General features: G+C 61.3%; 23 protein-coding genes. 13 read left to right on the forward strand and 10 right to left on the reverse strand.

Going from position 1 to position 21,405, the window contains the following annotated elements:
* Positions 1-3 precede the first annotated feature (3 nt).
* From P8L30_13225 to P8L30_13240, 4 genes are all read left to right on the forward strand, one after another.
* A complete protein-coding gene (locus tag P8L30_13225) occupies positions 4-786 on the forward strand; it encodes a helical backbone metal receptor (GenBank protein ID MDG2241157.1) in 783 nt (260 codons plus the stop codon).
* A gap of 317 nt (positions 787-1,103) precedes the next feature.
* The gene (locus P8L30_13230; protein ID MDG2241158.1) at positions 1,104-1,322 is read left to right on the forward strand and encodes a hypothetical protein; all 219 of its coding nucleotides are present in this window, start codon (positions 1,104-1,106) and stop codon (positions 1,320-1,322) included.
* Between the two features lie 108 nt (positions 1,323-1,430).
* Positions 1,431-2,504 carry a VOC family protein gene (locus P8L30_13235; protein MDG2241159.1) on the forward strand — a complete coding sequence of 358 codons (1,074 nt, stop codon included), beginning with the start codon at positions 1,431-1,433 and terminating at the stop codon, positions 2,502-2,504.
* Between the two features lie 20 nt (positions 2,505-2,524).
* Entirely contained in the window at positions 2,525-3,211 is a 687-nt protein-coding gene (locus P8L30_13240) for an alpha/beta fold hydrolase (GenBank protein ID MDG2241160.1), read from the forward strand.
* Positions 3,212-3,232: 21 nt separating this feature from the next.
* Here the strand turns inward: P8L30_13240 and P8L30_13245 are convergent, their stop codons facing one another.
* Positions 3,233-3,715 carry a GreA/GreB family elongation factor gene (locus P8L30_13245; protein MDG2241161.1) on the reverse strand — a complete coding sequence of 161 codons (483 nt, stop codon included), beginning with the start codon at positions 3,713-3,715 and terminating at the stop codon, positions 3,233-3,235.
* Between the two features lie 252 nt (positions 3,716-3,967).
* On the opposite strand from P8L30_13245, the gene P8L30_13250 reads away from it, so the two are divergent.
* Positions 3,968-4,477 carry a nuclear transport factor 2 family protein gene (locus P8L30_13250; GenBank protein MDG2241162.1) on the forward strand — a complete coding sequence of 170 codons (510 nt, stop codon included), beginning with the start codon at positions 3,968-3,970 and terminating at the stop codon, positions 4,475-4,477.
* A 262-nt stretch (positions 4,478-4,739) separates the two neighbouring features.
* Here the strand turns inward: P8L30_13250 and purE are convergent, their stop codons facing one another.
* Positions 4,740-5,231 (reverse strand): 5-(carboxyamino)imidazole ribonucleotide mutase, encoded by a 492-nt coding sequence (gene purE, locus P8L30_13255; protein MDG2241163.1) that lies wholly within the window; start codon positions 5,229-5,231, stop codon positions 4,740-4,742.
* A 116-nt stretch (positions 5,232-5,347) separates the two neighbouring features.
* Here purE and P8L30_13260 point away from each other — a divergent pair, with 116 nt between their 5' ends.
* Both P8L30_13260 and P8L30_13265 read left to right on the forward strand, forming a co-directional pair.
* Positions 5,348-7,675: an acyl-CoA dehydrogenase gene (locus P8L30_13260; protein MDG2241164.1), complete on the forward strand. Its 2,328-nt coding sequence runs from the start codon at positions 5,348-5,350 to the stop codon at positions 7,673-7,675.
* Positions 7,676-7,768: 93 nt separating this feature from the next.
* Positions 7,769-8,785: a hypothetical protein gene (locus tag P8L30_13265; protein ID MDG2241165.1), complete on the forward strand. Its 1,017-nt coding sequence runs from the start codon at positions 7,769-7,771 to the stop codon at positions 8,783-8,785.
* Between the two features lie 108 nt (positions 8,786-8,893).
* On the opposite strand, the gene tyrS is transcribed toward P8L30_13265, so the two are convergent.
* Positions 8,894-10,174 (reverse strand): tyrosine--tRNA ligase, encoded by a 1,281-nt coding sequence (gene tyrS, locus P8L30_13270; GenBank protein ID MDG2241166.1) that lies wholly within the window; start codon positions 10,172-10,174, stop codon positions 8,894-8,896.
* 123 nt (positions 10,175-10,297) lie between these two features.
* Here tyrS and P8L30_13275 point away from each other — a divergent pair, with 123 nt between their 5' ends.
* The gene (locus tag P8L30_13275) at positions 10,298-10,651 is read left to right on the forward strand and encodes a cupin domain-containing protein (protein ID MDG2241167.1); all 354 of its coding nucleotides are present in this window, start codon (positions 10,298-10,300) and stop codon (positions 10,649-10,651) included.
* 72 nt (positions 10,652-10,723) lie between these two features.
* Here the strand turns inward: P8L30_13275 and P8L30_13280 are convergent, their stop codons facing one another.
* Complete coding sequence (locus tag P8L30_13280) at positions 10,724-11,251, reverse strand: putative metal-dependent hydrolase (protein ID MDG2241168.1); 528 nt, start codon at positions 11,249-11,251, stop codon at positions 10,724-10,726.
* Positions 11,252-11,362: 111 nt separating this feature from the next.
* Between P8L30_13280 and P8L30_13285 the strand changes: the two genes are divergently transcribed.
* Positions 11,363-11,668 (forward strand): MGMT family protein, encoded by a 306-nt coding sequence (locus P8L30_13285; protein MDG2241169.1) that lies wholly within the window; start codon positions 11,363-11,365, stop codon positions 11,666-11,668.
* 12 nt (positions 11,669-11,680) lie between these two features.
* Here P8L30_13285 and P8L30_13290 read toward each other — a convergent pair whose 3' ends face one another.
* On the reverse strand, positions 11,681-12,628 hold the full coding sequence (locus tag P8L30_13290) for an alpha/beta fold hydrolase (protein MDG2241170.1): 948 nt from the start codon (positions 12,626-12,628) through the stop codon (positions 11,681-11,683).
* 202 nt (positions 12,629-12,830) lie between these two features.
* Here P8L30_13290 and P8L30_13295 point away from each other — a divergent pair, with 202 nt between their 5' ends.
* Entirely contained in the window at positions 12,831-13,484 is a 654-nt protein-coding gene (locus tag P8L30_13295; protein MDG2241171.1) for an ABATE domain-containing protein, read from the forward strand.
* 24 nt (positions 13,485-13,508) lie between these two features.
* Here P8L30_13295 and P8L30_13300 read toward each other — a convergent pair whose 3' ends face one another.
* On the reverse strand, positions 13,509-14,489 hold the full coding sequence (locus P8L30_13300) for an alpha/beta fold hydrolase (GenBank protein MDG2241172.1): 981 nt from the start codon (positions 14,487-14,489) through the stop codon (positions 13,509-13,511).
* A gap of 140 nt (positions 14,490-14,629) precedes the next feature.
* Here P8L30_13300 and P8L30_13305 point away from each other — a divergent pair, with 140 nt between their 5' ends.
* Both P8L30_13305 and P8L30_13310 read left to right on the forward strand, forming a co-directional pair.
* Positions 14,630-15,079, forward strand: a complete 450-nt coding sequence (locus P8L30_13305; GenBank protein MDG2241173.1) for a hypothetical protein — start codon at positions 14,630-14,632, stop codon at positions 15,077-15,079.
* 485 nt (positions 15,080-15,564) lie between these two features.
* Positions 15,565-16,821 carry an amidohydrolase family protein gene (locus P8L30_13310; GenBank protein MDG2241174.1) on the forward strand — a complete coding sequence of 419 codons (1,257 nt, stop codon included), beginning with the start codon at positions 15,565-15,567 and terminating at the stop codon, positions 16,819-16,821.
* A 55-nt stretch (positions 16,822-16,876) separates the two neighbouring features.
* On the opposite strand, the gene P8L30_13315 is transcribed toward P8L30_13310, so the two are convergent.
* The gene (locus P8L30_13315) at positions 16,877-18,034 is read right to left on the reverse strand and encodes a hypothetical protein (GenBank protein ID MDG2241175.1); all 1,158 of its coding nucleotides are present in this window, start codon (positions 18,032-18,034) and stop codon (positions 16,877-16,879) included.
* A gap of 147 nt (positions 18,035-18,181) precedes the next feature.
* On the opposite strand from P8L30_13315, the gene P8L30_13320 reads away from it, so the two are divergent.
* Positions 18,182-18,829 (forward strand): aquaporin, encoded by a 648-nt coding sequence (locus tag P8L30_13320; protein ID MDG2241176.1) that lies wholly within the window; start codon positions 18,182-18,184, stop codon positions 18,827-18,829.
* Positions 18,830-18,867: 38 nt separating this feature from the next.
* Here P8L30_13320 and P8L30_13325 read toward each other — a convergent pair whose 3' ends face one another.
* The 3 genes from P8L30_13325 to P8L30_13335 are packed head-to-tail and all read right to left on the reverse strand — an operon-like array spanning position 18,868 to position 21,403.
* The gene (locus tag P8L30_13325) at positions 18,868-19,380 is read right to left on the reverse strand and encodes an META domain-containing protein (GenBank protein ID MDG2241177.1); all 513 of its coding nucleotides are present in this window, start codon (positions 19,378-19,380) and stop codon (positions 18,868-18,870) included.
* Positions 19,381-19,382: 2 nt separating this feature from the next.
* On the reverse strand, positions 19,383-21,086 hold the full coding sequence (locus P8L30_13330) for a cation acetate symporter (GenBank protein ID MDG2241178.1): 1,704 nt from the start codon (positions 21,084-21,086) through the stop codon (positions 19,383-19,385).
* Positions 21,083-21,403: a DUF4212 domain-containing protein gene (locus tag P8L30_13335; GenBank protein ID MDG2241179.1), complete on the reverse strand. Its 321-nt coding sequence runs from the start codon at positions 21,401-21,403 to the stop codon at positions 21,083-21,085. Before P8L30_13335 ends, P8L30_13330 begins: the two co-directional genes overlap by 4 nt.
* Positions 21,404-21,405 lie beyond the last annotated feature (2 nt).

A 21,405-nucleotide genomic window follows, 5' to 3' on the forward strand; every position in this document is an offset into this window, starting at 1 on the left:
CTCATGCGAATCGTCTCTCTTGCCTGCTCCAACACGGAAATCGTCTGCGCGCTCGGCTGTGCGGACATGCTTGTGGGAGTAGACGACCACTCTGACTTCCCAGTCGACGTCGTGGCCTCGTTGCCAAAGGTCGGACCCGACCTCGACATCGATATCGAAAGAGTCGCCGCACTCGAACCGGACCTGGTCCTCGCTACACTCACGGTCCCCGGGCACGAACACGTCGTCGAGCGACTCGAGGCGGTGGGCCTGCCCTTCATAGCCCCCGAACCGATATCGATCGACGACGTGTACCGCGACGTCCGTGATATTGGTGCGCGACTCGGTGTCCCGGAGCGAGCGGAAGCACTCGTGGCCGACATGCAGGCTGTTCTTACGGTGGCTTCGGGATCTCCCCTCCCGGAAGACGCGCCTTCCATTCTGGTCCAATGGTGGCCGAAGCCGGTCATCACGCCCGGCAAGCAGTCCTGGGTCGTGGGCGTGCTGGCGGCTGCGGGAGCTCGGGCTGTCCTCGGACACGAGGACCACAAGAGCCGACCCATGACCGACCAGGAAGTGGTGGATCTCGCGCCGGACGCTGTGGTGCTCTCCTGGTGTGGTGTGCACCCTGACAAATACCGGCCGGACGTCGTCCTGAGGAATGCGGCCTGGTCCGAGCTTTCGTTCGTCACGGAGGGCCGCGTGTTCTGCGTGGGCGAACCTTATCTCGGTCGGCCAGGTCCCCGGCTCGTGGACGGAGTTCTGAAACTGCGAGAGGTCGTCGAAGCGCTACGCTCCGGCGGGTAGCTCAATGGCCATCAATTCCGGCAGCTGAGTATTGAGCCGCGAACTCTCAAGCCCGCACCCCTACGACGCGGCCTCTCTCTCTCTCCCGAGACCAAGACGCATTGCATGGCATCGATGAACGCGGACGTACACCAATCAAATTCGTAGCCACACTGGTGGTCTCGGCGGCCCTCACAGGATGTTCCGCCCCGCCCCCACCCGCCGAAGTGCTCGCGGAGGAGATTCCGGATGTCACGGTGACGGGTGTCGATTACGCCTTCACTGCGCCTGCAATACCCCTTTGACACGCCATTATCAACTTTGAGAGTAGGGGCGTAATGCACGCATTCAAGAACAGTGCGTCACGCCAGGGCACGTTCGAAGCCATTGGTGGTGTGCTTTTCGCGAGCCCAGGGGAAACGAGTTGGGGCATCCTCACGGTCGATGTCGAGGCGGGACAGACGTATGTGCTGCGGTGCAACTTCCGGGACACCCCTGACGCGGAGCCGCATTTCAACCTGGGGATGGTGACATCCTTTGTTGCCGAGGCTCAGTAACCGGAACGCCTGAGACACCGAAAGACCCGGATGTACTTTTGATTAATTGACAACTCTTAAGGATCAAATATTGTCTCGTAGTACAGCTTTGTACAAAACGAGGTCAAGATGCCGAACACGCTTACCACGCGCGGCTTTCACCACATCACGATGGTCTCACGGGACGCGCCTACAACGCTTGCGTTCTACGGTGAACTCTTAGGTCTCGGGCTCGTAAAGAAGACCGTCAACTTCGACGACCCAAGCGCGTACCACCTCTACTTCGGCAACGATGGAGGGCGTCCGGGAACGATCCTCACCTTCTTCGAGTGGCCGCACGCCCGCAAAGGACAATGGGGCGCGGGCGGGGTGCACCACCTCGCTCTCGGCGTCGCCACGCCAGAAGCCCTCCTCAAGTGGAAGCGTCGCCTGACGGACGCGGGGGTGCCTTCGGACGGTCCGATCGACCGTGGGTACTTCAAGTCACTGTACTTCGCGGATCCCGACGGACAGATCCTAGAGATCGCCACGGCGGGTCCCGGCTATGCGATCGACGAACCACCACACGCATTGGGGCGAGAGCTGCTCATCCCCCCCGAGGAACGGCTCCCCAGCGGGCGTGACAATGCCGCCATCGTGTCCGCCGTTCACCCTGAGCCGGTCCCGGTCATCACACCTGACATGCACCTGCAGGGCATCCACCACATCTCCGCAATCACGGACCGTCTGGAGCAAGTGGGTGCCTTCTATGAAGAGGCACTCGGCCTAAAGCTGGTGAAGAAGACGTACAACCAAGACGACGGGCAGACGAAGCACTACTTCTGGGCGGACTACGACGGCCAATCAGTGAGTCCACATTCGTCACTGACTCTGTTCGATTGGAGTGGCTCGACGCTACGGGAACGACCCGGAATCGGGCAGACTCACCACATAGCGTTCAGGGCTGAGAGCGCCGAGCAACAGCTAGAATGGCGTGAACACCTTGTTGCTTTGGGCGTGGACGTCAGCCCGGTCATGGAGCGCACCTACTTCGAGAGCATCTACTTCCGCGCTCCCGACGGGCTGCTGCTCGAGATCGCCACAGACGGCCCAGGCTTCTCCGTGGACGAGGACGAAACCGAGCTGGGGACACACCTGAAGCTCCCGGAATGGCTGGAAACCCAACGCTCTTCCATCGCAGCGTCGCTCGCACCGCTTCCGTGAACGACCAAAGTGGGGATAGAATGAACTCGCTCTCCCCGGTTCAACACGCTTCGACACAGACTGACACCGTGCTCCAATACGACATAAATCGGTCCTCTTCGGACCACGATGGGGGGACCGTTGCCGTGCTCCTGCACGGCCGTGGCAGTCACAGGGGAGACTTGCAGGCCCTTCGCCCCGCGCTGCCCGACGACTGGGTGCTCGTTACTCCGCAGGCTCCCTACCCTGGCCATCCATGGGGCTACGGCCCCGGCTGGGCGTGGTACCGTTACGTGGAAGAAGATCGCGTGATGGAAGACACGCTTGCCCAGAGCTTAGCCTCGCTCGATGCGTTCCTCTTGGAGATCCCCAAGATCGTCGGCTTTCAGCCGGGTCGGGTCGTCCTGGGTGGTTTTTCCCAAGGCGGCACCATGAGCATGTCGTACGCGCTCACACGACCGGGGAAGATCGCGGCCGCTATAAATTTCTCGGGATTCGTTCCGGCGTCGCTCGAGGTGCCCTTCTCGGCGCTCTCACCGGGCCCCGCCCCCATCTTCTGGGGTCACGGTCTGAGAGACCCAAGCATCCCTCACGAGCTCGCAATACGCGGACGAGAGCGACTCCAGGCCGCAGGCGTGCAGTTTGCCGCGGAAGACTATCCCATCGGGCACTGGATCGTGCCGGAGGAAGTGCAAGCTGCGATCGACTACGTGGAGTCGCTCGATTGAGAACGACCCGACGGTCCGTTCCTACCCGTCCGAGTCCATCTGCTGAGGGAGCGTCGTCAGCTCGAGCACCTTGTACTGCCGATCACCCCTGGGCAGCGAGATCGTGACTTCCTCGCCTTCGCTCGCGCCTAGCAGGCCCTGACCGATTGGCGAAGCCAGCGACACCTGCCCCCCGTCCAGGTCGATGAAATCACCTGCGGTGACGGAGAACTCAAAGTCCTCACCCATCTCGAGATCCCGAATTTTCACCTTTGAGCCGAAGCCCACCTTGTCCGCCGACATCTCGGTGATGTCGATCTTCGACAACTCCGTCATCCTGGACGTCAGATGGTTCAAGCGCGCCTGGACGAACACCTGACGCTCCTTCGCGGCCTTAAACTCGGAGTTCTCGCGAAGATCCCCGTGCTCCAGCGCAATCTTGATGCGTTCCGGAAGCTCAACATTCAACTCGTGCATGAGTTTGACGATCTCGCCTTCGATTTTGCTTTTGATTTCTTCGAGCATTGGGAATACCTCGGACCGCTTCAACGTGGCTCACCCGGCCGATCAGGCCGGGGGGAAAGGAAGCGCCGCCCCGGAGTCCCAGCCGGGGCGGCGATCACGCCCATACGATACGTACCAGAGGCATGTGATGGAAGCTTGCTGGCTCAAAGGACGGAAAGTCAGTGCGTATCACCTGGTGCGCTCATTCCAACGAGTCGCCATGTTGGTGCTCATCCACCCTATCACCTCATGACTTTTACACCGAGGCCCTCCATGCCGCGTCTGCCCTTGCTCGCATGTCTCGTCGTCCTCGCAGCATGCGACCCCGAGACACCCCCGGCCACCGCCGCCGCCGCCTCGCCAAATGAAGCAGAGGCCGAAGTGATCGCCGTCCTCCAAGGGGTCTTCGATGCATTGGCTACCGGCGACGCAGCGCTGCTCCGGTCTTTGGCCGACGAAGACCTCGTCATGCACTTCGTCCAAGACAGCAACGGAACGCGCACTTCAGGCACTGCTGATCTGGACGGGCTCGCCACACGAATCACCACAAGCGAGGTCCCTCTGATCGAGCGAATGTGGGATCCCGAGGTGCAGATCAACGGAGCCATCGCGACGGTGTGGGCTCCGTACGATTTCTATGCGGGCTCCACGTTCAGCCACTGCGGAATCGACGCGGCGACCCTGCTCCAAACCGACGACGGCTGGAAGATCGCTGGGCTGAGCTGGACCCGCGCGCAGCCCCCCGAATGTCCGTTGCATCCAGAAGGGCCGCCCGCGGGCTGACGTTCATCTGCTAGCGATTCACTCCTAAGGGCTCCACCCGGATCGACTGAGCTCGCCCGGCGAGTCGGCACATAGACGGCGAACGGCGCGACAGCACCCAGAATGAGAGGGATCGTGACGAACGTCGCGATCTTCCCTCCATGCGATCCAGCGTCACGTAGACGGAACCGCGGGAGACTGACCGTCCGACGGTCGCCGAAAGTTCCTCCGAGAGGTGCTGGCCGCCTCTCAGAGCCTTCAAGCGAGGGGCAGCCTGAAGCAACTACTCCCTCGGATCACCCACGGCCAAAACCGCCTGACGGCGCTCTTCACGGTCTCGCTTCACCGCTTCGCGGATCGCTTCGTGCTTGAGCCCGAGAATCTGACCCGCGCACAGCGCAGCATTGACCGCACCCGCCTTCCCAATGGCGAAGGTCGCCACGGGCACTCCACGGGGCATCTGAACCGTGGCCAGAAGGGAGTCCATGCCGTCCAGCGACCACCCCACCATGGGCACGCCCAAGACGGGCAGAGTGGTCATCGACGCAACGACGCCAGCGAGATGCGCGGCCCCACCTGCGGCGGCGATCATCACCTCAATGCCCCTCGCTTCAGCGGTCTGAGCGAACTCGGCAGCCACGTGGGGTGTTCTGTGAGCGGACAGAACACGCACTTCGCATTCGATGCCCAGGCTCTCGAGGGTAGACACACAGTGTTCCATCGTACCCCAGTCGGACTTGGAGCCCATCACAACGCCAACGAGCGGACCGGCCATCGTTTTTCGCCTCTTGCGCAAGTAGTCTTCATATTGAAGTACGGAGAAGGCCGGCACGTTGCACATGGCGAGCATGGAGGTCAAGTCCCAGGCCTCATTAGGGAGTCTCTTCTGAAGTGACACACTCCGAAAACAAACCCAAGGTTTGGCCCACAACGGTGACCGAAGTCACGCCGTTGCTTCCTTTTGTCTACACAGCGTGGGCGGACGGAGTGCTGTCCGCAGCTGAACTGGCAGCCCTGCGCACGCATATCGATGGCCAAGTGACACTGTCGGACTCCGCCAAAGAGCACGTATACAGCTGGCTCGACCCCACCTCTCCACCAACACCCTCTCAGCTCGGCTCCCTTCGCGACTCCATCCGCATCGGAACGCTGTCTGACCCGACGGTCGCCCTTCGTTCGCTCACCGACCTCGGATTGGCACTCTGGGGCCGAGCGAACGAGCAGGAGGAGCCGTGGTCGCACGACGGAGCGATACAGGGACTCAGGGCGCTCGAGGACGCATTGGGTATGTCCAGCGGCGAAGCAGCACGCCGCGCGTTTGGCGCACCACCGGCAGCACAAAGCGCCCGGGGACCCGAGCCGGCCTTCAACTCGGTCGCATTGAACGCCTACCTCGACCGGGACCAGAACGACACACGCACTCGAATCCTGAAGCTGCTCGACTCCCCACAACTGACGATCCCTCTGGAATTGGACAAGGCGGAGTATCGAGAGCGCGTACTCGGCGCGATCCAGTTCTTGGCGAAAGAAGGGGTCGGGTCGCTGGCCTACCCAAAGGCGTTTGGCGGTAGAGACGACCCCGCCGCATCCATCGCCGCATTTGAGACCCTCGCGTACGGAGACCTGAGCGTCGTCATAAAGTTCGGCGTGCAATTCGGCCTGTTCGGCGGGAGCGTGCTACAGCTCGGGACGACGCAGCATCACAACAGATACCTCACCGCTGTTGGCTCATTGGACCTGCCCGGCTGCTACGCGATGACTGAAACCGGTCACGGATCCAACGTCCGCGATCTCGAGACGACAGCAACGTATGACGCTGACACAGACGAATTGGTCGTGAACACGCCACACGACATGGCCGCCAAGGACTGGATCGGAAACGCCGCCTGCCACGGACAGCTCGCCACAGTCTTCGCTCGCCTTTTGGTGGATAACGTGGACCACGGCGTGCACGCGATACTCGTTCCGATTCGGTCCAACCAAGGCACAGTGCTGGACGGCGTCCGTATCGAAGACCGTGGATTTAAGGAGGGGCTCAACGGAGTCGACAACGGCCGTATCTGGTTCGACCATGTCGCCGTCCCCAGAGAGAACTTGCTCGACCGGTTCGCGGAGATCGATGACGCGGGCGCCTATCAGAGCAACATCCCCAGCTCAGGACGTCGCTTCTTTACGATGCTCAGGACCTTGGTCGCAGGTCGAGTGAGCATCGCTGCTGCATCAGTGAGTGCGGCAAAGGTCGGGCTGGCCATCGCAGTCGCGTACACCAACCAACGCAGACAATTCGGACCGGCAGGCGCGGAAGAACAGCCCCTGCTCGACTACCGCCTCATCCAGAACGCCCTGATGCCGAAGTTGGCATCGACGTATGCGGCACACTTCGCCGTCCGCGCGCTTCAGTCGGACTACGCCGAGGCGGTCGGACGTGAAGACCCCGAGCTCGAAGTGGCAGCTGCCGCCCTGAAGGCGTATGCCTCCGAACTCACCGTGGAGACGCTACAGGTATGTCGAGAGGCGTGCGGCGGGCAGGGATATTTGGCTGAAAACCGCTTCGCCGCTCTTAAGGCCGACACGGACGTGTTCACCACGTTCGAAGGCGCGAACCTGGTTCTCTACCAATTGGTCGCGAAAGGGCTGCTGTCACAGTTCCGCGATGAAATGAACGATCTGTCGCTGTGGCGTGTGGTTCGTTATCTCGCGGAACGCGCCGAGACGGTCCTGACCGAACTCAATCCGGTCGTGACACGGCGTACGGACCGTAAACACCTCCTCGACATCGAATTCCACACGGCGGCGTTCGCCTATCGAGAAGAGCGCCTCCTACGCACCCTCGCAGGCCGGCTACGGTCGCGGTTGAGCGGAGGCATGGACTCCTTCGATGCCCTCAATGAGGTCCAGGATCATGTGGTGACCCTGGCGAGAGCCCATACGGAGCGAGTGTTACTCGACCGACTCAGCGACGGAGTCGCCAAAGCGCCGACCCCCGGACTGTCCGAGATGTTGGCGACCGTACGCGCCGTATTCGCTCTGTCGAGAATCCAGGCAGACCGAGGCTGGTTCTTAGAAGTCGGGTACATCGACCCACCGAAATCCCGCGCCATTCGGGCACAAGTGAACGAACTTTGCACGGCCATGAGAGAGCACGCTGTACTGCTTGTGGATAGCTTTGGGATACCGCATTCAGTGCTCCCAGAAGTCGCCCGAACAACGACAAAATAGGAAACACTTGTTTTCTTCCTGGGCGTCGGGGCATTTTCCACCAGATTCCCAGGGGCCTCGTGTGGGCTAAATACCGTGTCGGAGGGAGATCCAATGGTTCGTAAGAGCCTGCTGGTCGTGGCATTGCTGGCGATCGCATCGCCAATCGCCGCACAAGAAGAATACGTCTGGTCCTCGAAACGCCCGGACGGGCACGCGCCTATTGGCGTCACCAACGGCCGCACGCTCGAGCGCGGCGCCGTGGAATTCAGCTATCGCTACAGCCAGTTGAGTTCTCGAGGCGTCTGGCTGGAGAACGATTCGCTGGCCCTCGAGACGACGCTGGAGTTCTACGAGGTGGCGCCCCTCACGCTGACGAACCGGACCCATAACTTCTCGGTTTCGGTCGGAGCCACAGACAACCTCACGTTTGTCGCGACCATGGATTACTCCACGCGCGAACGCGAGCAGCTGACCACCGGTGGCATCTTCTACGTGAACCAGATCGAAGAGCTTGGCGACCTATCCGTCAGCGGTTTGTTCAACTTCATCGATAGTGGCCCGTACAAGGCGCACATCCAGCTGGGGGCATTGCTCCCGACCGGCAAAGAGGACGTGTTCGGCGAGACGCCGTTCAGCACTCCGAACGCCGAGGCGTTGCCTTACGACATGCGCCCGGGCGCTGGCACTTTTGCGATGCTGCCCGGAATCTCGGCCTCTGTGCAGAACGAATTCGGATCGGCTGGCATACAGCTGAAATCACAGATGCCCCTTGGCACCAACGACCGCGACTTCGCGCTCGGACGATCGGTTACCGCGTCGATGTGGGCCGCGCACATGGTCAACGACTACTTCTCGGTCTCCGGACGCATCCAGTGGCAGAACTGGGCAGGGATCGAAGGTGGAGATCCGGATCTCGATCCGGTGCGTGACCCCGGCAACGACGGGTTCTTCCTGGAGGGTGAGCGCATCGACCTTCCGATCGGCGTGAACTTCTACCTGCCGGAAGGCTCCCGCTTCGCTGGCCATCGTCTCTCGGTGGAAGCGATCTTTCCGATCTCGCATGAGTACACCGGTCCGCAGCTCGGACTGGACTGGGGCATGGTCCTGGGTTGGCAGGTCGTCTTCTAAGCCATTTCTAGAATTCCGATGCGGCCAAACGGGGCCGGCGGGTCGTACAGACCTGCCGGCCCCGTTTTTTGGGCCGTTCGTTATTGGCTCGGATGCCCCGAGATCCGTTCAGCCTTGGAGCGCTATCAGGTGGTAGTTCTTCTTGCCCTTCCGAATCACGAGGAAGCGGCCGTCGATGGCTTTGGACACCTCGACCGAGAACTCGACATCCTGAATTCGAACGTTGTTGAGGTAGACCCCTCCACCTTCGATGGAGCGCCGGGCGTCCCCCTTCGACGAGGCAACAGCTGACTCGACCAATAGGTCGATGAACGAAACTCCCTCGCCGCTCAGGCGATCACGCACGATCTCAGAGGACGGCACATCCGCGAATACATCTTGGATGTCCTCCGCTGAGAGGCCTGACAGATCCCCCCCAAACAACGCGGCCGTGGCCTGCACGGCCTTCGCCAAACCCGTCTCACCATGAACACGTCTTGTGACGTCTTCAGCGAGGGCTTTTTGTGCGGCTCTACGATGAGCTTCCACTTGGGTGGCCTGATCGAGTTCGGAGATCTCATCCTGCGAGAGCAGCGAGAAGTACTTGAGATACTTCACGACGTCCGCGTCCTCGGTGTTCACCCAAAACTGGTAGAACTGATACGCCGACGTCAGTTCGGGGTCGAGCCAGATATTACCGGCCTCACTCTTCCCGAACTTCTTGCCCGCGGAGTTCGTCACGAGTGGTGACACGACGCCGAACGCCTTACCGCCATCGACACGACGAATGAGATCCGTCCCGGTGGTGATGTTGCCCCACTGGTCACTGCCACCCATCTGAATGGTGCAGCCATCCCGGCGGTACAGCTCGAGGAAGTCGTAGGATTGGAGCAGGGCGTATGCGAACTCGGTAAACGACAGGCCACTGTCTTCTTGAGCCAGTCGGCGCTTCACCGATTCCTTGGCCAGCATTTGATTCACTGAGAAGTGCTTTCCGATGTCGCGTAGAAAGTCCACCAGGGCCAATCCGCCGAGCCAGTCCAAGTTGTTGCGCATGACCGCGGCGTTCGATTTTACGTCGAAGTCCAGGAAATGGTCGAGCTGAGCACGAATGCCCTCGGCATTCTCAGCCGCTTTTTCCTTGGTGATCAGCTGTCGCTCGACTTCCTTCCCGGACGGGTCGCCGATCAGCCCTGTCCCACCACCTACGAGGGCGATCGGAGTGTGGCCATGTCGCTGGAGGTGGACGAGATCCATGATGACCAACAGGCTCCCGACATGGAGACTCGAAGCCGTGGGGTCGAATCCGATGTACGCCGACCGGGGGGCCTCCGCCAAGTGTTCGGCGGCGCCCTCGGTGGCGTCCTGTAACAGTCCGCGCCAGCGGAGTTCTTCGATCAAGGCACTCATGGGCCGAAGGGTAGCCGAGCCATGGGAATGCGTCCACCCGGCGACCGGTCGGAATCAGCCTCCGTTTGAAATTTGAGATTCTTGTGGACGCCCCGTACGATGCCAGGCCTCAGAATGAGCCGTATGCCCCCCGTCACCTCCGCATCGACCGGAGAAAAACGCATGGCCTATGTAGATCCTTGTGACGTCTCACCCCACTACTACAAGAAGCTCTTTGAAAACGAGAAGCTCCGTGTGGTGGAAATGACGCTCCCGCCGGGGCACAAAGACACGCAGCATTCCCACCCCGACGAGACCGTGTATTTCATCAGTGGCGGAAAGGCACGCATCTACGTTGGCGATGACGCCATGGAAGTCGATATCCCGGACGGCCACGTGATGCATCACGAGTCGTGGACGCACACGGTTGAGAACATCGGCGACACGACGATCAACGCCGTCATCTTCGAGCCGCATATGGACACGTCGCACCTGTAGCATGTCCTGAAGCAAAATATGCGGCACGCCAGCTCGATTGGCGGGCCGCATATTTGTTCTCCAAGGGATCCACTACCAGCCCATCCGATCCCGCAGCGCAGTGATGTGCCCCTCGTGATGCGGGCAGTGCCATCCGTAGATCTCGAGTAGCTGGTCGGCGCTGATGTCCCCCACCTCGGGATGATCCAGGAGTTTCTCGAAGTCACTTCCCTCCATATCTCTCAGCATCATGACCCAGCGGACGTGCAGCGCCTCGAGAAGTGCCAATGATACCTCAACCGGTGCCGCCTTCGCCTCGGGCAATTCCGCCCACGCGGCTTGGTCGTAGGTGCGGATCGTGGGCTTGTCCTCGGTCAGGGCCAGCTTGAAGCGCTGATACGAGTTGAGGTGCGAGTCGACCACATGATGGACGACCTGGCGAACAGTCCATCCATCGTCGCGATACGGCGTGTCCAGTTGCTCGTCATTCAACTCCGCGACCGCTGCTCGCATGTTCGCCGGGTGTGCCGCAATCGCTTCGATCATCGCCGTCCGTTCTTCGGCAGTGAGCGCGCTGCCCTTGAACTCGAGCGGGCCGCTCGGGAAACGGGGGTCTGTCATCTGTCGTCGGTCCTGGTTCATGAGTCAGGTGATCGATGCTTGGTGATGGTCGTCATGTTCGGCGACGACCGTATTGCGTCGGGGCCGTGCCCTCCCCAGGCTCGTGGCACCATGGCTACCTACGAACAGTACTACGCTGTCGTACGACAGATCCCAAGGGGTCGCGTTACGACCTACGGAACCGTCGCCACCGTGGCAGGTCTTCCAGGTCGCGCGCGCCAGGTGGGATATGCCATGGCCGCCATTCCCGAAGGTACCGACGTGCCGTGGCAACGCGTGATCAACGCCAAGGGCGAGATAAGCGAGCGAAAGGGCGGCACGGCGTTCGAGAACATTCAGCGAGTCTTGCTCGAAGCCGAAGGCGTGGAGTTCAATGCCCAGCGACGCGTGGACCTCGAGCGATTCGGTTGGCCCTGATGGGGCACCTCGCTAGAGTCCGCCCCTCAATAAGAATGCTCCGAGGACCGCAATGAAGTACGGCCTCGGCGCTTCGAGAAACGCAGCATGATCGCCACCCGGCACAACGACCCAAGCCTTGTCGCTCGTGCCGAGACCTTCCACGAGCGCCGCCTGCGCGGCCATTGGAGCGAGAGGATCGTGTTCACCGTGGATAACCAGCGTGGGGGTCGTCACCTCCGCTGGGTCTAGGTCATTCCATTGATGACCGGAGGTCCAATCAGACCGGACCGGGTCAGCATCCAACGCCGCTTCGACATAAGCCTGGATGGCGTGTGCGCTGATGGAGCCTTCCACAAGGAAGTCGCTCGCCGCTGCTTCGGCGGTCGTCGCCCGTGCTGGCGGACCAGCAGACGGCTCCTGGAACGGCTGCTCCGCCCCCGGTCGAGTCGGATATCCGAACAGCACCAAACGATCGATCAGGTCCGGATGACGTTGGGCGGTGAGTTGGGACACCATTGAGCCCAATGACCAACCGAACAAATGCACCGGCTGATCAGGATGCCGCTCGCGGATCCACCGAAGTACACTCGCGACATCAGCAACCGCGCGATTTGGAGTGTTCCAACCGGTGTCGTCACGGTCGGTCTCTCCATATCCCCTCAGATCGACCCCGTACGTGGAGATGTTCTCCTCGTTGAGTCCATCCATGAGGGAAAGTGACTCGCCCGGCACCTGCAGGTCGAAGTCCGGGAGGGTGCTCCAGGTTCGGCCATGTACCAGAAGAATGGCCGCGTCCGCTCCGGCGACGCTTTTCTCCCACACGGCCAAGGCGTGCCCATCCGCAGACACCCAGTGGAGGGTCGGGGCCTGTGCGACCGCTGAAATCGGGCTCCAAACAGCGAAAGCGGTCACCAAAAGGGCCAGCGCGACCGTCTCGGCCGCCCTGAATGCCCGCTGTGCTCCAATGGTGCGTCTCATCTCGTGCCGCCTCCGCATGGGTCAGGAAGAATGATACATCGCACCTCCGTCAGCTCGAAGGGGCTTTGGACAAGCGACGTCGTCGCCCTTCTCGTGTTACACCGCCTGGACAATCACTCCCCAATCCATTGTAGCCAACCCCCTTAATCTTATTTTGTAGGTTAATATTGTAAAAAACCGGTCAAATAATATATTATAGGTTATGACTGATGACTCAGAAGTTTTCATTTGGGACTCCGGAGCCCTGTCCCTCGACTTTTTGAACACACGCCGTTTCGACCAAGGGCGGGGACATGAGGGGATCAGCACCCCAAGGCGACTGGAAATGTGGCTCGCCCAATGTGGAGCCCTGCCCTCTGGAGGTTCCTCGTTCACCGCCTCACCTCCCGCAGCCCGAACGCTTCTTTTAGAAGGCACGCGACTTCGCGACGAAATCCAACAAGCGATGCATGCGTTCACCTCAGAAGCCCCAATCCCCCTCTCGAGTCTCCACACAATCAATCGGGTGCTCGACTCCAGTCGGGTCTCACTCCGGCTGGTGAGCGAGGACGGCACCTCGAGCCTCTCGGAACACGAGACCGGGTCGGAGCTCCTTACTCTATTGGCCCCGATCGCGACTTCAGCCGCCGAACTGTTGGCTGGTGCCGACCCACACCGCGTTCGTCAATGCGCTTCGAACACCTGTGTGACCTGGTTCCTCGATTCGAGCAAGAACGGCCGGCGCAGGTGGTGTTCGATGGCTCGTTGCGGCAACCGGGCCAAGGCGAAGAAGCACTGGGACAAACAGAGAGCCGCAGATGCAGCAGATGCAGCAGATGCAGCAGAACGGGTCGAAGCTAGAGCTGCTCAGCCCTAGAGCGCACCTACCGGAGCGTCCAACCTAGTTGGACACCGCACCTTCAGAACCGGCACCGTTCGTCACGCTGGCCAGAAATGCGGTCGTGATCGTGGCAAAGGCCTCAGGGTCCTCCATGTGCGGGAAGTGTCCAACACCCGGCAACACGACCAACTCCGACGCAGGTAGGACAGAGCGCAACATCTCGTGAGCGCTGAGCGGGAACACGCTGCGGTCCCCAGTGAGGATCAGCGTAGGAACTTCGATCCCCTCCAGCTCTGAGAAAATATCCCAGTCGCCGAGCGACTCCCGCATCACAAGCGCAGTAGCAGGGAAGTTCCCGTATACACCTTGGGCCAGCCCCAAGCGCAGCCGCACGGACGGCTCTCGATTCCCGAAATAAGCTTGGAACTGCGCCAAATAGTAGTTCTCCACCTGTACTGGGTCCGTCTCCCAGCCTTCCGCCGATGAGATCGCGGCCATCAGCATCCGATCGCTCTCGGTGAGCCGTGCCTCGACGAGCTCCTCATGGCGAGACCACAGCGCCCGGCTTGCAGGATCCGGATCTATCAGGATCATCGCCGCGAGATGCTCTCGGTATTTGACGGCATAGTGCATCGCCAACAAGCCACCAAAGGAATGTCCCATCAACGCGATTCGGTCCTGGCCACTCGCCACGCGCATCGCTTCAAGGTCTTCGACAAATCGATCCATATTGATCTGAGAGGGGTCTTCGGCCCCCGTGGAGCGGCCACTTCCGCGCTGATCGTATGCGACCCACCTCAGGCCTTCTGGCGGGAAGCCAGGCGCGTCCAACTCAGACAGCAGATACCCGATACCGATGCCAGGGCCCCCATGGAGTATCATGACCGGAGGACCGTTCCCAACCGTCCAATAGCGGAGCTGTGCTCCATCCACTGGAAGTGTGCCTTCGGCCCCTAGATTCACTGAGGGCTGCTGCTTCTCCGCGCACCCAGCTAGAAGGAGCGCACTCAACAACACCGTGGCAGGAAGCCGTCTCTTCATCGATATCATGGTGGAAAATGTAATCGTGTCCGCTTGCTCGTACGCCAGAGTCAATTCCATGTTGCGTCAACCGATCCCACGTTGATGGCTCACACATTGCATCATCGGATCGTTGTCCCGCGCCTACTGCTGACCTCCTAATGTCAAAACTCTACGCCGCTTTGTTTGTGATGCTCCTGGGGATGAGCCCGAGCCCCGTTCAAGGCCAATCCGCGCTCGAACTGCTACAGAGCATTAGGCAAGGTGGCAGCTGGGTACGTATCCCGGTCGAACGGGGCGAGGGCACATTGCTTACCCCGTTAATTCCTACGTTGGGTGTGACGCTCGCCGGATGCGCTCAGGTCTACCCAGGGCTGTCAGGGCGCTGGGACATCGAGGTGCGAGATCCCCTCGGAGACGGGCTCATTGAGGAGTCCGTCCAAGGTGGTGAACCGGTCACCTTCAACTACACGACGGGCGCTCAAGCTCAACTCAGCCTGAAGGCTCAGTGGAGTGAGGCACGCGACACCACGCTGCTTCTTTGGGTCGGACTGGCACTGCCCGGGCGGGAGCAGGAGGCGTGCGAGCCGGTGTACGGATCGGGTCCTTGAGCGTTCACCGCGACCCCGACAATCTCAAACGGTCGTCCGTTCAGTATCGTCTCACGCCCGACGACTCCCGGATCTCCACCGAACGCGCGCACCCCGTACGAGTGGCTGATGACGGCGCTCCGCACACCGGATTTTGGGATTCACAAAGCAAGTGCAACACAGGACAAGCCGTGGTCCCCTAGACAAGAGGAGGCGAGCTGGCGACCGCAGAACTTTCCTGAACCGACAAGAACAGGGAGAGACTCACGAGGCGACGTACCGCCAGCTCACCTCCGGAGACCGGAGAGAGGTATGCACGGTCTGCGCTGCTCCAACTCAAGGATGCTCTCAGGCCAAGACCTCTCAATCACTCGGTCGGAGTCCGAGTACGATCATCCGCGAGGTGCGCCGCAACTCGAAGGATCGAGCGGGTCGGGTCTGCCGGCCCGACCTCTCACGTGGCCCGCACCTTTGCGCACCGGCCATCCCGGTCCTAAGGTGCGCTCATGACTACCCAAAAGATCCTCCCGACCCTCGCCGTCGCAGCCTTGATCGCGACCTCTAACCTCCACGCCCAAGCGGTCGCCTACGTCGGAGCGACCGTCTGGGACGGCACAGGAGCCCCGGCCTCTTCGGCCACGCTCGTTGTTGAAGACGGTCGGTTTACGACAGTCTCGCCTGACGGCCAGATCCCAGAAGGCGCCGAGATCGTCTTCCTCGAGGGCAAGTACGTCATCCCTGGACTCGTGAACACCCATGGACACGTAAGCGGCCTGTGGGCCCCCGACGATGTCCGAAGCGAAGCAGATCGCATCCGCAGTGACCTCGAGTTGTTCGCCAAATACGGTGTGACCACCGTGAATAGCCTGGGTGACTCCGAGGAGGTTCTCGCAGTCCGGGACGCGGCAGCCTGGGACGACCCGCGTGCTCGGCTTCTCGCCGCAGGGCCCGTCATTGCAGCGACGAGCGCCGAAGGGGCCCGTGCTGCTGCGGAAGCCAACGCGGACGCGGGGGCCGACTGGCTGAAGGTCCGAGTTGATGACAACCTGGGCACCGCACAGAAGATGCCATGGGAGGCGGTTCAGGCCGTCTTTGATGTAGCCGGAGAGCGCGGGCTGAGCGTCGCGACGCATCTCTTCTACCTCGACGACGCCAAACGACTGCTCGAAATGGGTACGGGCCTCGTCGCCCATTCCGTTCGCGACACCGATGTGGACGAGGAATTCATCACCACACTGACCGAGAGCGGGGTCTGCTACGTCCCCACACTCACCCGCGAGGTCAGCACCTTCATCTACGCTAGCCGCCCAGGGTACTTCGACGACGACTTCTTCTTGGAATACGCCGACTCGTCAGAGATCGAGCGCGTCAGCCAGCCGGATTTCATGGAGCGGACCCGCGAGAGTTCCACGGCGGCCGGGTACCGGATCGCTCTGATTCAGGCGTTAGGTAACCTGAAGGCGCTGATCGACGCGGGCGCACCCGTAGCGTTCGGCACCGACGCAGGGCCGGCGGGACGATTCCCCGGGTACTTCGAACACATGGAGCTGGCGCTGATGGTCGGCGCAGGCATCACCCCCGAGCAGGCGCTACGTGCGGCCACCGGCGTGGCGGCCGACTGCTTGGGGTTGGACGACATGGGAACAATCCAAGCGGGCCGGCGGGCGGATTTCATTGTCCTGGACGCGGATCCGCTGAAGGACATCACCAACTCGCAGATGATTTCGCAGGTGTACGTCGCCGGACAACCGATGCGCGAATAAGGAGCGTCGACCGCATTGGCCGACGCCCCTCTCCGTCATAACGACCACCTGTGTATCAGGTCACGGGCAGTGTATACCGCTCGAGATAGCTCAGGTCGAACTGGTCGAACGACACCACGTAGATGGACGCTTCGCCAAAGCCGACAATGCGTTTTCCATGTTCGAACGACACGGTTCGGACATGCTGTCCCTGGCGGTCGAAGACGTCGTACGTGGACGGGTCACCCGCGTCCACATGACGGCGCACCCAGACTCTGCTCTGGCCGTCGATGCTCAGACGCCCGCTATAGAACGGCGGCTTCCGGTCCGGCCACTCGTACTGATCGATTTCCTGTGGGCCGCCCATCCCACCGCGGGAGAAGTTCATCTGTACGGCACCGTCGCTGATATCCACGCTGATGCCGATGCCCCCCCCGGCCCGCCCTCGGTCGGCAACGTACTCTTCCTTCTCAGCGGTCCCGATGCGAACCGCATCGAACGGGATCGCCGGACCTCTCGCGATCGTGCCATCAATCCCGATCCAGTCGACGTGGTAGTCTCCGGCGCGCGCGATGGCGATAGATCCGTCCGGGCCGACGCCCCAAGCGTCCTCTGGTGACAGCGGAACCTGGGTGATCGAGACGTTCTGGTTCCCTGCACTGCCCGACTCAATCCGCTTTCGTTCCTGGAGCTTGAAGCTGGCGACCTCGTCGATCACCGAGGTTGCACGGTTGATTCGTAGGATCGCAGCCGAATCCTCCATCATGGCACCGGGACCACCCATGGCCCGGGCATACACGTTCCCGCGACCGTCAACTCCCTGCGGAAGCGCCAGCGTCAGGTTGCTCCTCGGGTCGCCCAAGCTGATGGGCGAGGTCGGACCAAAGCCGAGGCCTGGGCCCAGCGCGACGAGACGCCCATTGCCGAGATCCACCAGCAGGGTGGAGTCACCTGGGAGCGGCCACACGGCATCAGGCTGGAGGTATTCCTCCGGGCCCTGCCCTTCAGATCCGACCACGGTCCGCGTACCCGCGTCCATGTCGACCATATAAAGAGCTTTGCCGAGAGGGTCCGCGACCAGGATCCGACCGTCCGGCATTTCACGCACGGTTTGGATTGTCCCAAAGTCTTCTGGAAACGTGGCGTTAGGCGCTCCAAGGGGCGCCTGGGCGAACAGTTGGCCAGGTAACATCACGGCCAAGACGAGAAGGAGTGGTGCGGCGCTAAGGCGCATAGGTGACCGACGTTGTAACATCCGTGTATCGCTCCGACGGAAGGGGCGCTGATTGTAAACTACACCCGTAGATGCAATGTCCGCCCCGTAGGGTTGTCCTGCGGGTCGATAAAAGTAGCCGACCCTCCACGCAGGAGCCGGACACGCATGGTCCGCTATGTGACAGAACTCATCGGTACCTTCTTTCTCGTCTTCACCATCGGCATGACCGCAGTCGCCGGTGTGGGTCTCGCACCCATCGCGATTGGCGCAACACTCATTGCCATAGTTTACATGGGCGTGCACGTATCCGGTGCGCACTACAACCCCTCGATCAGCATCGCGCTCTACCTACGCGGAGCGCTCGACGCCAAGCACCTGGCACCGTACATCGCGGCCCAGCTCTTAGGAGCGTGCTTGGCTGCCTGCGCGGTGCTCATGATTACAGGCGGGACCTTCGCACCGGCTCCGGGCGAGGGCTACGGGACTCTGTCGGTGCTCCTGGCTGAGATGCTCATGACGTTCGCTCTCGCACTCGTGATCATGAACGTGGCGACATCGAAGGCGACCGAAGGGAACTCCTACTACGGCCTGGCGATCGGCTTCACCGTCATGGGCGGGGCCTTCGCGGTCGGGGGGGTATCAGGTGGCGTGTTCAACCCGGCAGTCGGGTTCGGGCCGATCCTCGTGGACATGCTGGCCGGCGACGGCGGCTTCGGGAACCTTTGGTTCTACACGGTCGGGCCGATCGTGGGCGCAGCGGCCGCGGTGCCCGTATTCAAGATGCAGGAAGGGGCAGGCGACGCCGAGGCGTAAGCGCTGAGCAGATGGCGGACCGGGTTACCCGGTCCGCCTCACTCTTCGTTCCGAGCGATGTAACTCGCGACCGAGCCCGTCTCCGACATCAGTTCTAGGACGTCTCGTCCAACCCTGAACGACCCGGTCGTTCGGAACGCCTCGAGGAGATCCACTTCGACTCGGTCAAAGCCCGACGGGCACGCGAGGCGGGTCAGCCCGAAGCCGCTGAGCTGCAATCGTGTCCCCATCAGTTCATACACCCCCGTGAACGCGTTGCAGCCTGTGTGCCCGTCGACCCTCTCCACTTCTCGGTCGAAGCTCAGGGTAGCCTGTGACCCCACAGGTACGGGCTGGCCGAAAATCGACTCGAGGACCCATTCAGTCCCTTCGAGCGGCTGGTCGACCGAATCAGGATGCAACACCAACTCTTCGAATGGCTCGACGAGCACGTCCAACTTTTGCTCGTTGGTGTCCTGATCCACGAACGACTCGGGCTCAGGCTCGTCCGCCGCGCACGCGGAAAGAGCTACTACCAGAACGACCGCCACCCACACCTTCAAGACGCTCACACCTATGCGCTGATCTCGTGTGCCTCGCCGGCACCTCGCGGCACACGAATTGAGTCCACCAACGCCTGCACTTCGGCGGGCGGTGCCGGTGTGAACCTCGACACGACGATCGTCACCGCAAAGTTAAGGAGCATGCCCAGTGTACCGATGCCCTCCGGACTGATGCCGAACCACCAATGCTCCGCAGAGTTCATCTCAGGATGCACGAACTTGAACCAGACGATGTACGCTGCTGTGAAGGTGATCCCGACTACCATACCCAGGATCGCTCCTTCACGAGTGGTGCGCTTCGAGAAGATTCCCAGGATGATGACTGGGAAGAACGAGGAGGCCGCCAATCCGAAGGCGAACGCCACAACTTCTGCGACGAAGCCGGGCGGATGAATCCCTAAGTAGCCAGCGACCACGACGGCGGCTCCGGCCGCGAGTCGTGCCGCGATCAACTCGTTTCGTTCGGTGATTTCAGGCCATAACGATCGCTTAAGGAGATCGTGACTGACCGCAGAGGACACGACGAGTAGGAGCCCGGCCGCGGTCGACAAAGCAGCGGCCAAGCCACCCGCAGCTACGAGGCCGACTACCCAAGGAGGCAGGCCTGAGATTTCCGGGTTCGCGAGCACCATGATATCGCGGTCCACGGTGAGTTCGTTAGCAATCGGAGAGTCCGGGCCGGTGTACTGAATCAGCCCGTCACCGTTCAGATCGTTGTGCGCCAGCAGCCCCGTTGCCTCCCAATTTGTGAACCAAGCAGGCGCCTCTGAGTAAGGGAGCTCAGACACGCTGTGGAGAAGATTGGTTCGGGCGAATACCGCGATAGCGGGTGCCGTGGTGTAGAGCAAGGCAATGAAGATCAGCGCCCACCCGACCGAGATTCGAGCGTCCCTCACCCTCGGCACGGTGTAGAATCGGATAATCACGTGCGGGAGGCCTGCGGTCCCCACCATAAGCGCAGCCGTAATGAAGAATACGTCCAGCGTCGACTTGGTCCCCGAGGTATAAGCCGCGAACCCAAGCTGTTCATGGAGTCCGTTCAGTCCCTCCAGTAACGCCACCCCAGTCTCGGGATCGACGCCACCGAAGCCCAGCTGCGGGATCGGGTTCCCGGTGATCATTATCGACAAGTAGATCGCCGGAACCATGTAGGCAAAGATCAGCACACAGTACTGAGCCACCTGCGTGTACGTGATCCCCTTCATGCCCCCGAGCACGGCATAGAAGAAGACGATGGCCATACCGATGTACACCCCGACTTCCACGTCCACTTCCAAGAAACGCGAAAAGACGATTCCGACGCCTCGCATTTGCCCCGACACATAGGTGAACGAGACGAAAATGGCGCAGATCACCGCCACGATGCGCGCGGTCTGCGAGTAGTATCGATCGCCTACGAAGTCCGGCACGGTGAATGCACCGAACTTCCTCAGGTACGGAGCGAGCAGAAGCGCCAAAAGCACGTATCCACCGGTCCACCCCATGAGGTATACCGAGCCGTCGTACCCCATGAACGAGATCAAGCCCGCCATCGAAATGAAGGAAGCTGCACTCATCCAGTCAGCGGCCGTGGCCATGCCGTTCGCGAGCGGCGACACCCCACCACCTGCGACATAGAACTCCTTCGTCGAGCCCGCACGCGTCCAGATGGCGATCCCGATGTAGAGCGCGAACGATGCGGCGACCAGCAAGAAGGTCCAGGACTGAACCGTCATGCTTCACCCCCTTCATCTACACCGAACTCGACATCCAAGTCGTTCATGATCTTCACGTAGACGAAGATCAAGACAACGAAGACGTAGATGGACCCCTGTTGGGCGAACCAGAAGCCAAGCGGGAAGCCCGTGCCCGGGATCGTGAAGTTGTTCAGAGGCTCCGCGAGGACGATCCCAAAGCCGAACGAGGCCACGAACCACACGACCAGGAGTCCGGCGAGGTAACGGAGATTACGCCGCCAATACTCAGCGTGGCGCTCCTGGGTTTCCGGATCGGTAACGGACGGACGTGCAGAGGGGTCGTTTGAGTCGGCCATGG

The sequence above is a fragment of the Longimicrobiales bacterium genome, from assembly GCA_029245345.1.
In the GTDB taxonomy this organism is placed as follows: domain Bacteria; phylum Gemmatimonadota; class Gemmatimonadetes; order Longimicrobiales; family Gaopeijiaceae; genus CALFPJ01.

Coding starts and splice junctions, on each gene's coding strand:
- P8L30_13225 (MDG2241157.1), top strand. CDS start 4: ATGCGAATCGTCTCTCTTGCCTGCTCCAACACGGAAATCGTCTGCGCG.
- P8L30_13230 (MDG2241158.1), top strand. CDS start 1,104: ATGCACGCATTCAAGAACAGTGCGTCACGCCAGGGCACGTTCGAAGCC.
- P8L30_13235 (MDG2241159.1), top strand. CDS start 1,431: ATGCCGAACACGCTTACCACGCGCGGCTTTCACCACATCACGATGGTC.
- P8L30_13240 (MDG2241160.1), top strand. CDS start 2,525: ATGAACTCGCTCTCCCCGGTTCAACACGCTTCGACACAGACTGACACC.
- P8L30_13245 (MDG2241161.1), bottom strand. CDS start 3,715: ATGCTCGAAGAAATCAAAAGCAAAATCGAAGGCGAGATCGTCAAACTC.
- P8L30_13250 (MDG2241162.1), top strand. CDS start 3,968: ATGCCGCGTCTGCCCTTGCTCGCATGTCTCGTCGTCCTCGCAGCATGC.
- purE (MDG2241163.1), bottom strand. CDS start 5,231: ATGGCCGGTCCGCTCGTTGGCGTTGTGATGGGCTCCAAGTCCGACTGG.
- P8L30_13265 (MDG2241165.1), top strand. CDS start 7,769: ATGGTTCGTAAGAGCCTGCTGGTCGTGGCATTGCTGGCGATCGCATCG.
- tyrS (MDG2241166.1), bottom strand. CDS start 10,174: ATGAGTGCCTTGATCGAAGAACTCCGCTGGCGCGGACTGTTACAGGAC.
- P8L30_13275 (MDG2241167.1), top strand. CDS start 10,298: ATGCCCCCCGTCACCTCCGCATCGACCGGAGAAAAACGCATGGCCTAT.
- P8L30_13280 (MDG2241168.1), bottom strand. CDS start 11,251: ATGACAGACCCCCGTTTCCCGAGCGGCCCGCTCGAGTTCAAGGGCAGC.
- P8L30_13285 (MDG2241169.1), top strand. CDS start 11,363: ATGGCTACCTACGAACAGTACTACGCTGTCGTACGACAGATCCCAAGG.
- P8L30_13290 (MDG2241170.1), bottom strand. CDS start 12,628: ATGAGACGCACCATTGGAGCACAGCGGGCATTCAGGGCGGCCGAGACG.
- P8L30_13295 (MDG2241171.1), top strand. CDS start 12,831: ATGACTGATGACTCAGAAGTTTTCATTTGGGACTCCGGAGCCCTGTCC.
- P8L30_13300 (MDG2241172.1), bottom strand. CDS start 14,489: ATGAAGAGACGGCTTCCTGCCACGGTGTTGTTGAGTGCGCTCCTTCTA.
- P8L30_13305 (MDG2241173.1), top strand. CDS start 14,630: ATGTCAAAACTCTACGCCGCTTTGTTTGTGATGCTCCTGGGGATGAGC.
- P8L30_13310 (MDG2241174.1), top strand. CDS start 15,565: ATGACTACCCAAAAGATCCTCCCGACCCTCGCCGTCGCAGCCTTGATC.
- P8L30_13315 (MDG2241175.1), bottom strand. CDS start 18,034: ATGCGCCTTAGCGCCGCACCACTCCTTCTCGTCTTGGCCGTGATGTTA.
- P8L30_13320 (MDG2241176.1), top strand. CDS start 18,182: ATGGTCCGCTATGTGACAGAACTCATCGGTACCTTCTTTCTCGTCTTC.
- P8L30_13330 (MDG2241178.1), bottom strand. CDS start 21,086: ATGACGGTTCAGTCCTGGACCTTCTTGCTGGTCGCCGCATCGTTCGCG.
- P8L30_13335 (MDG2241179.1), bottom strand. CDS start 21,403: ATGGCCGACTCAAACGACCCCTCTGCACGTCCGTCCGTTACCGATCCG.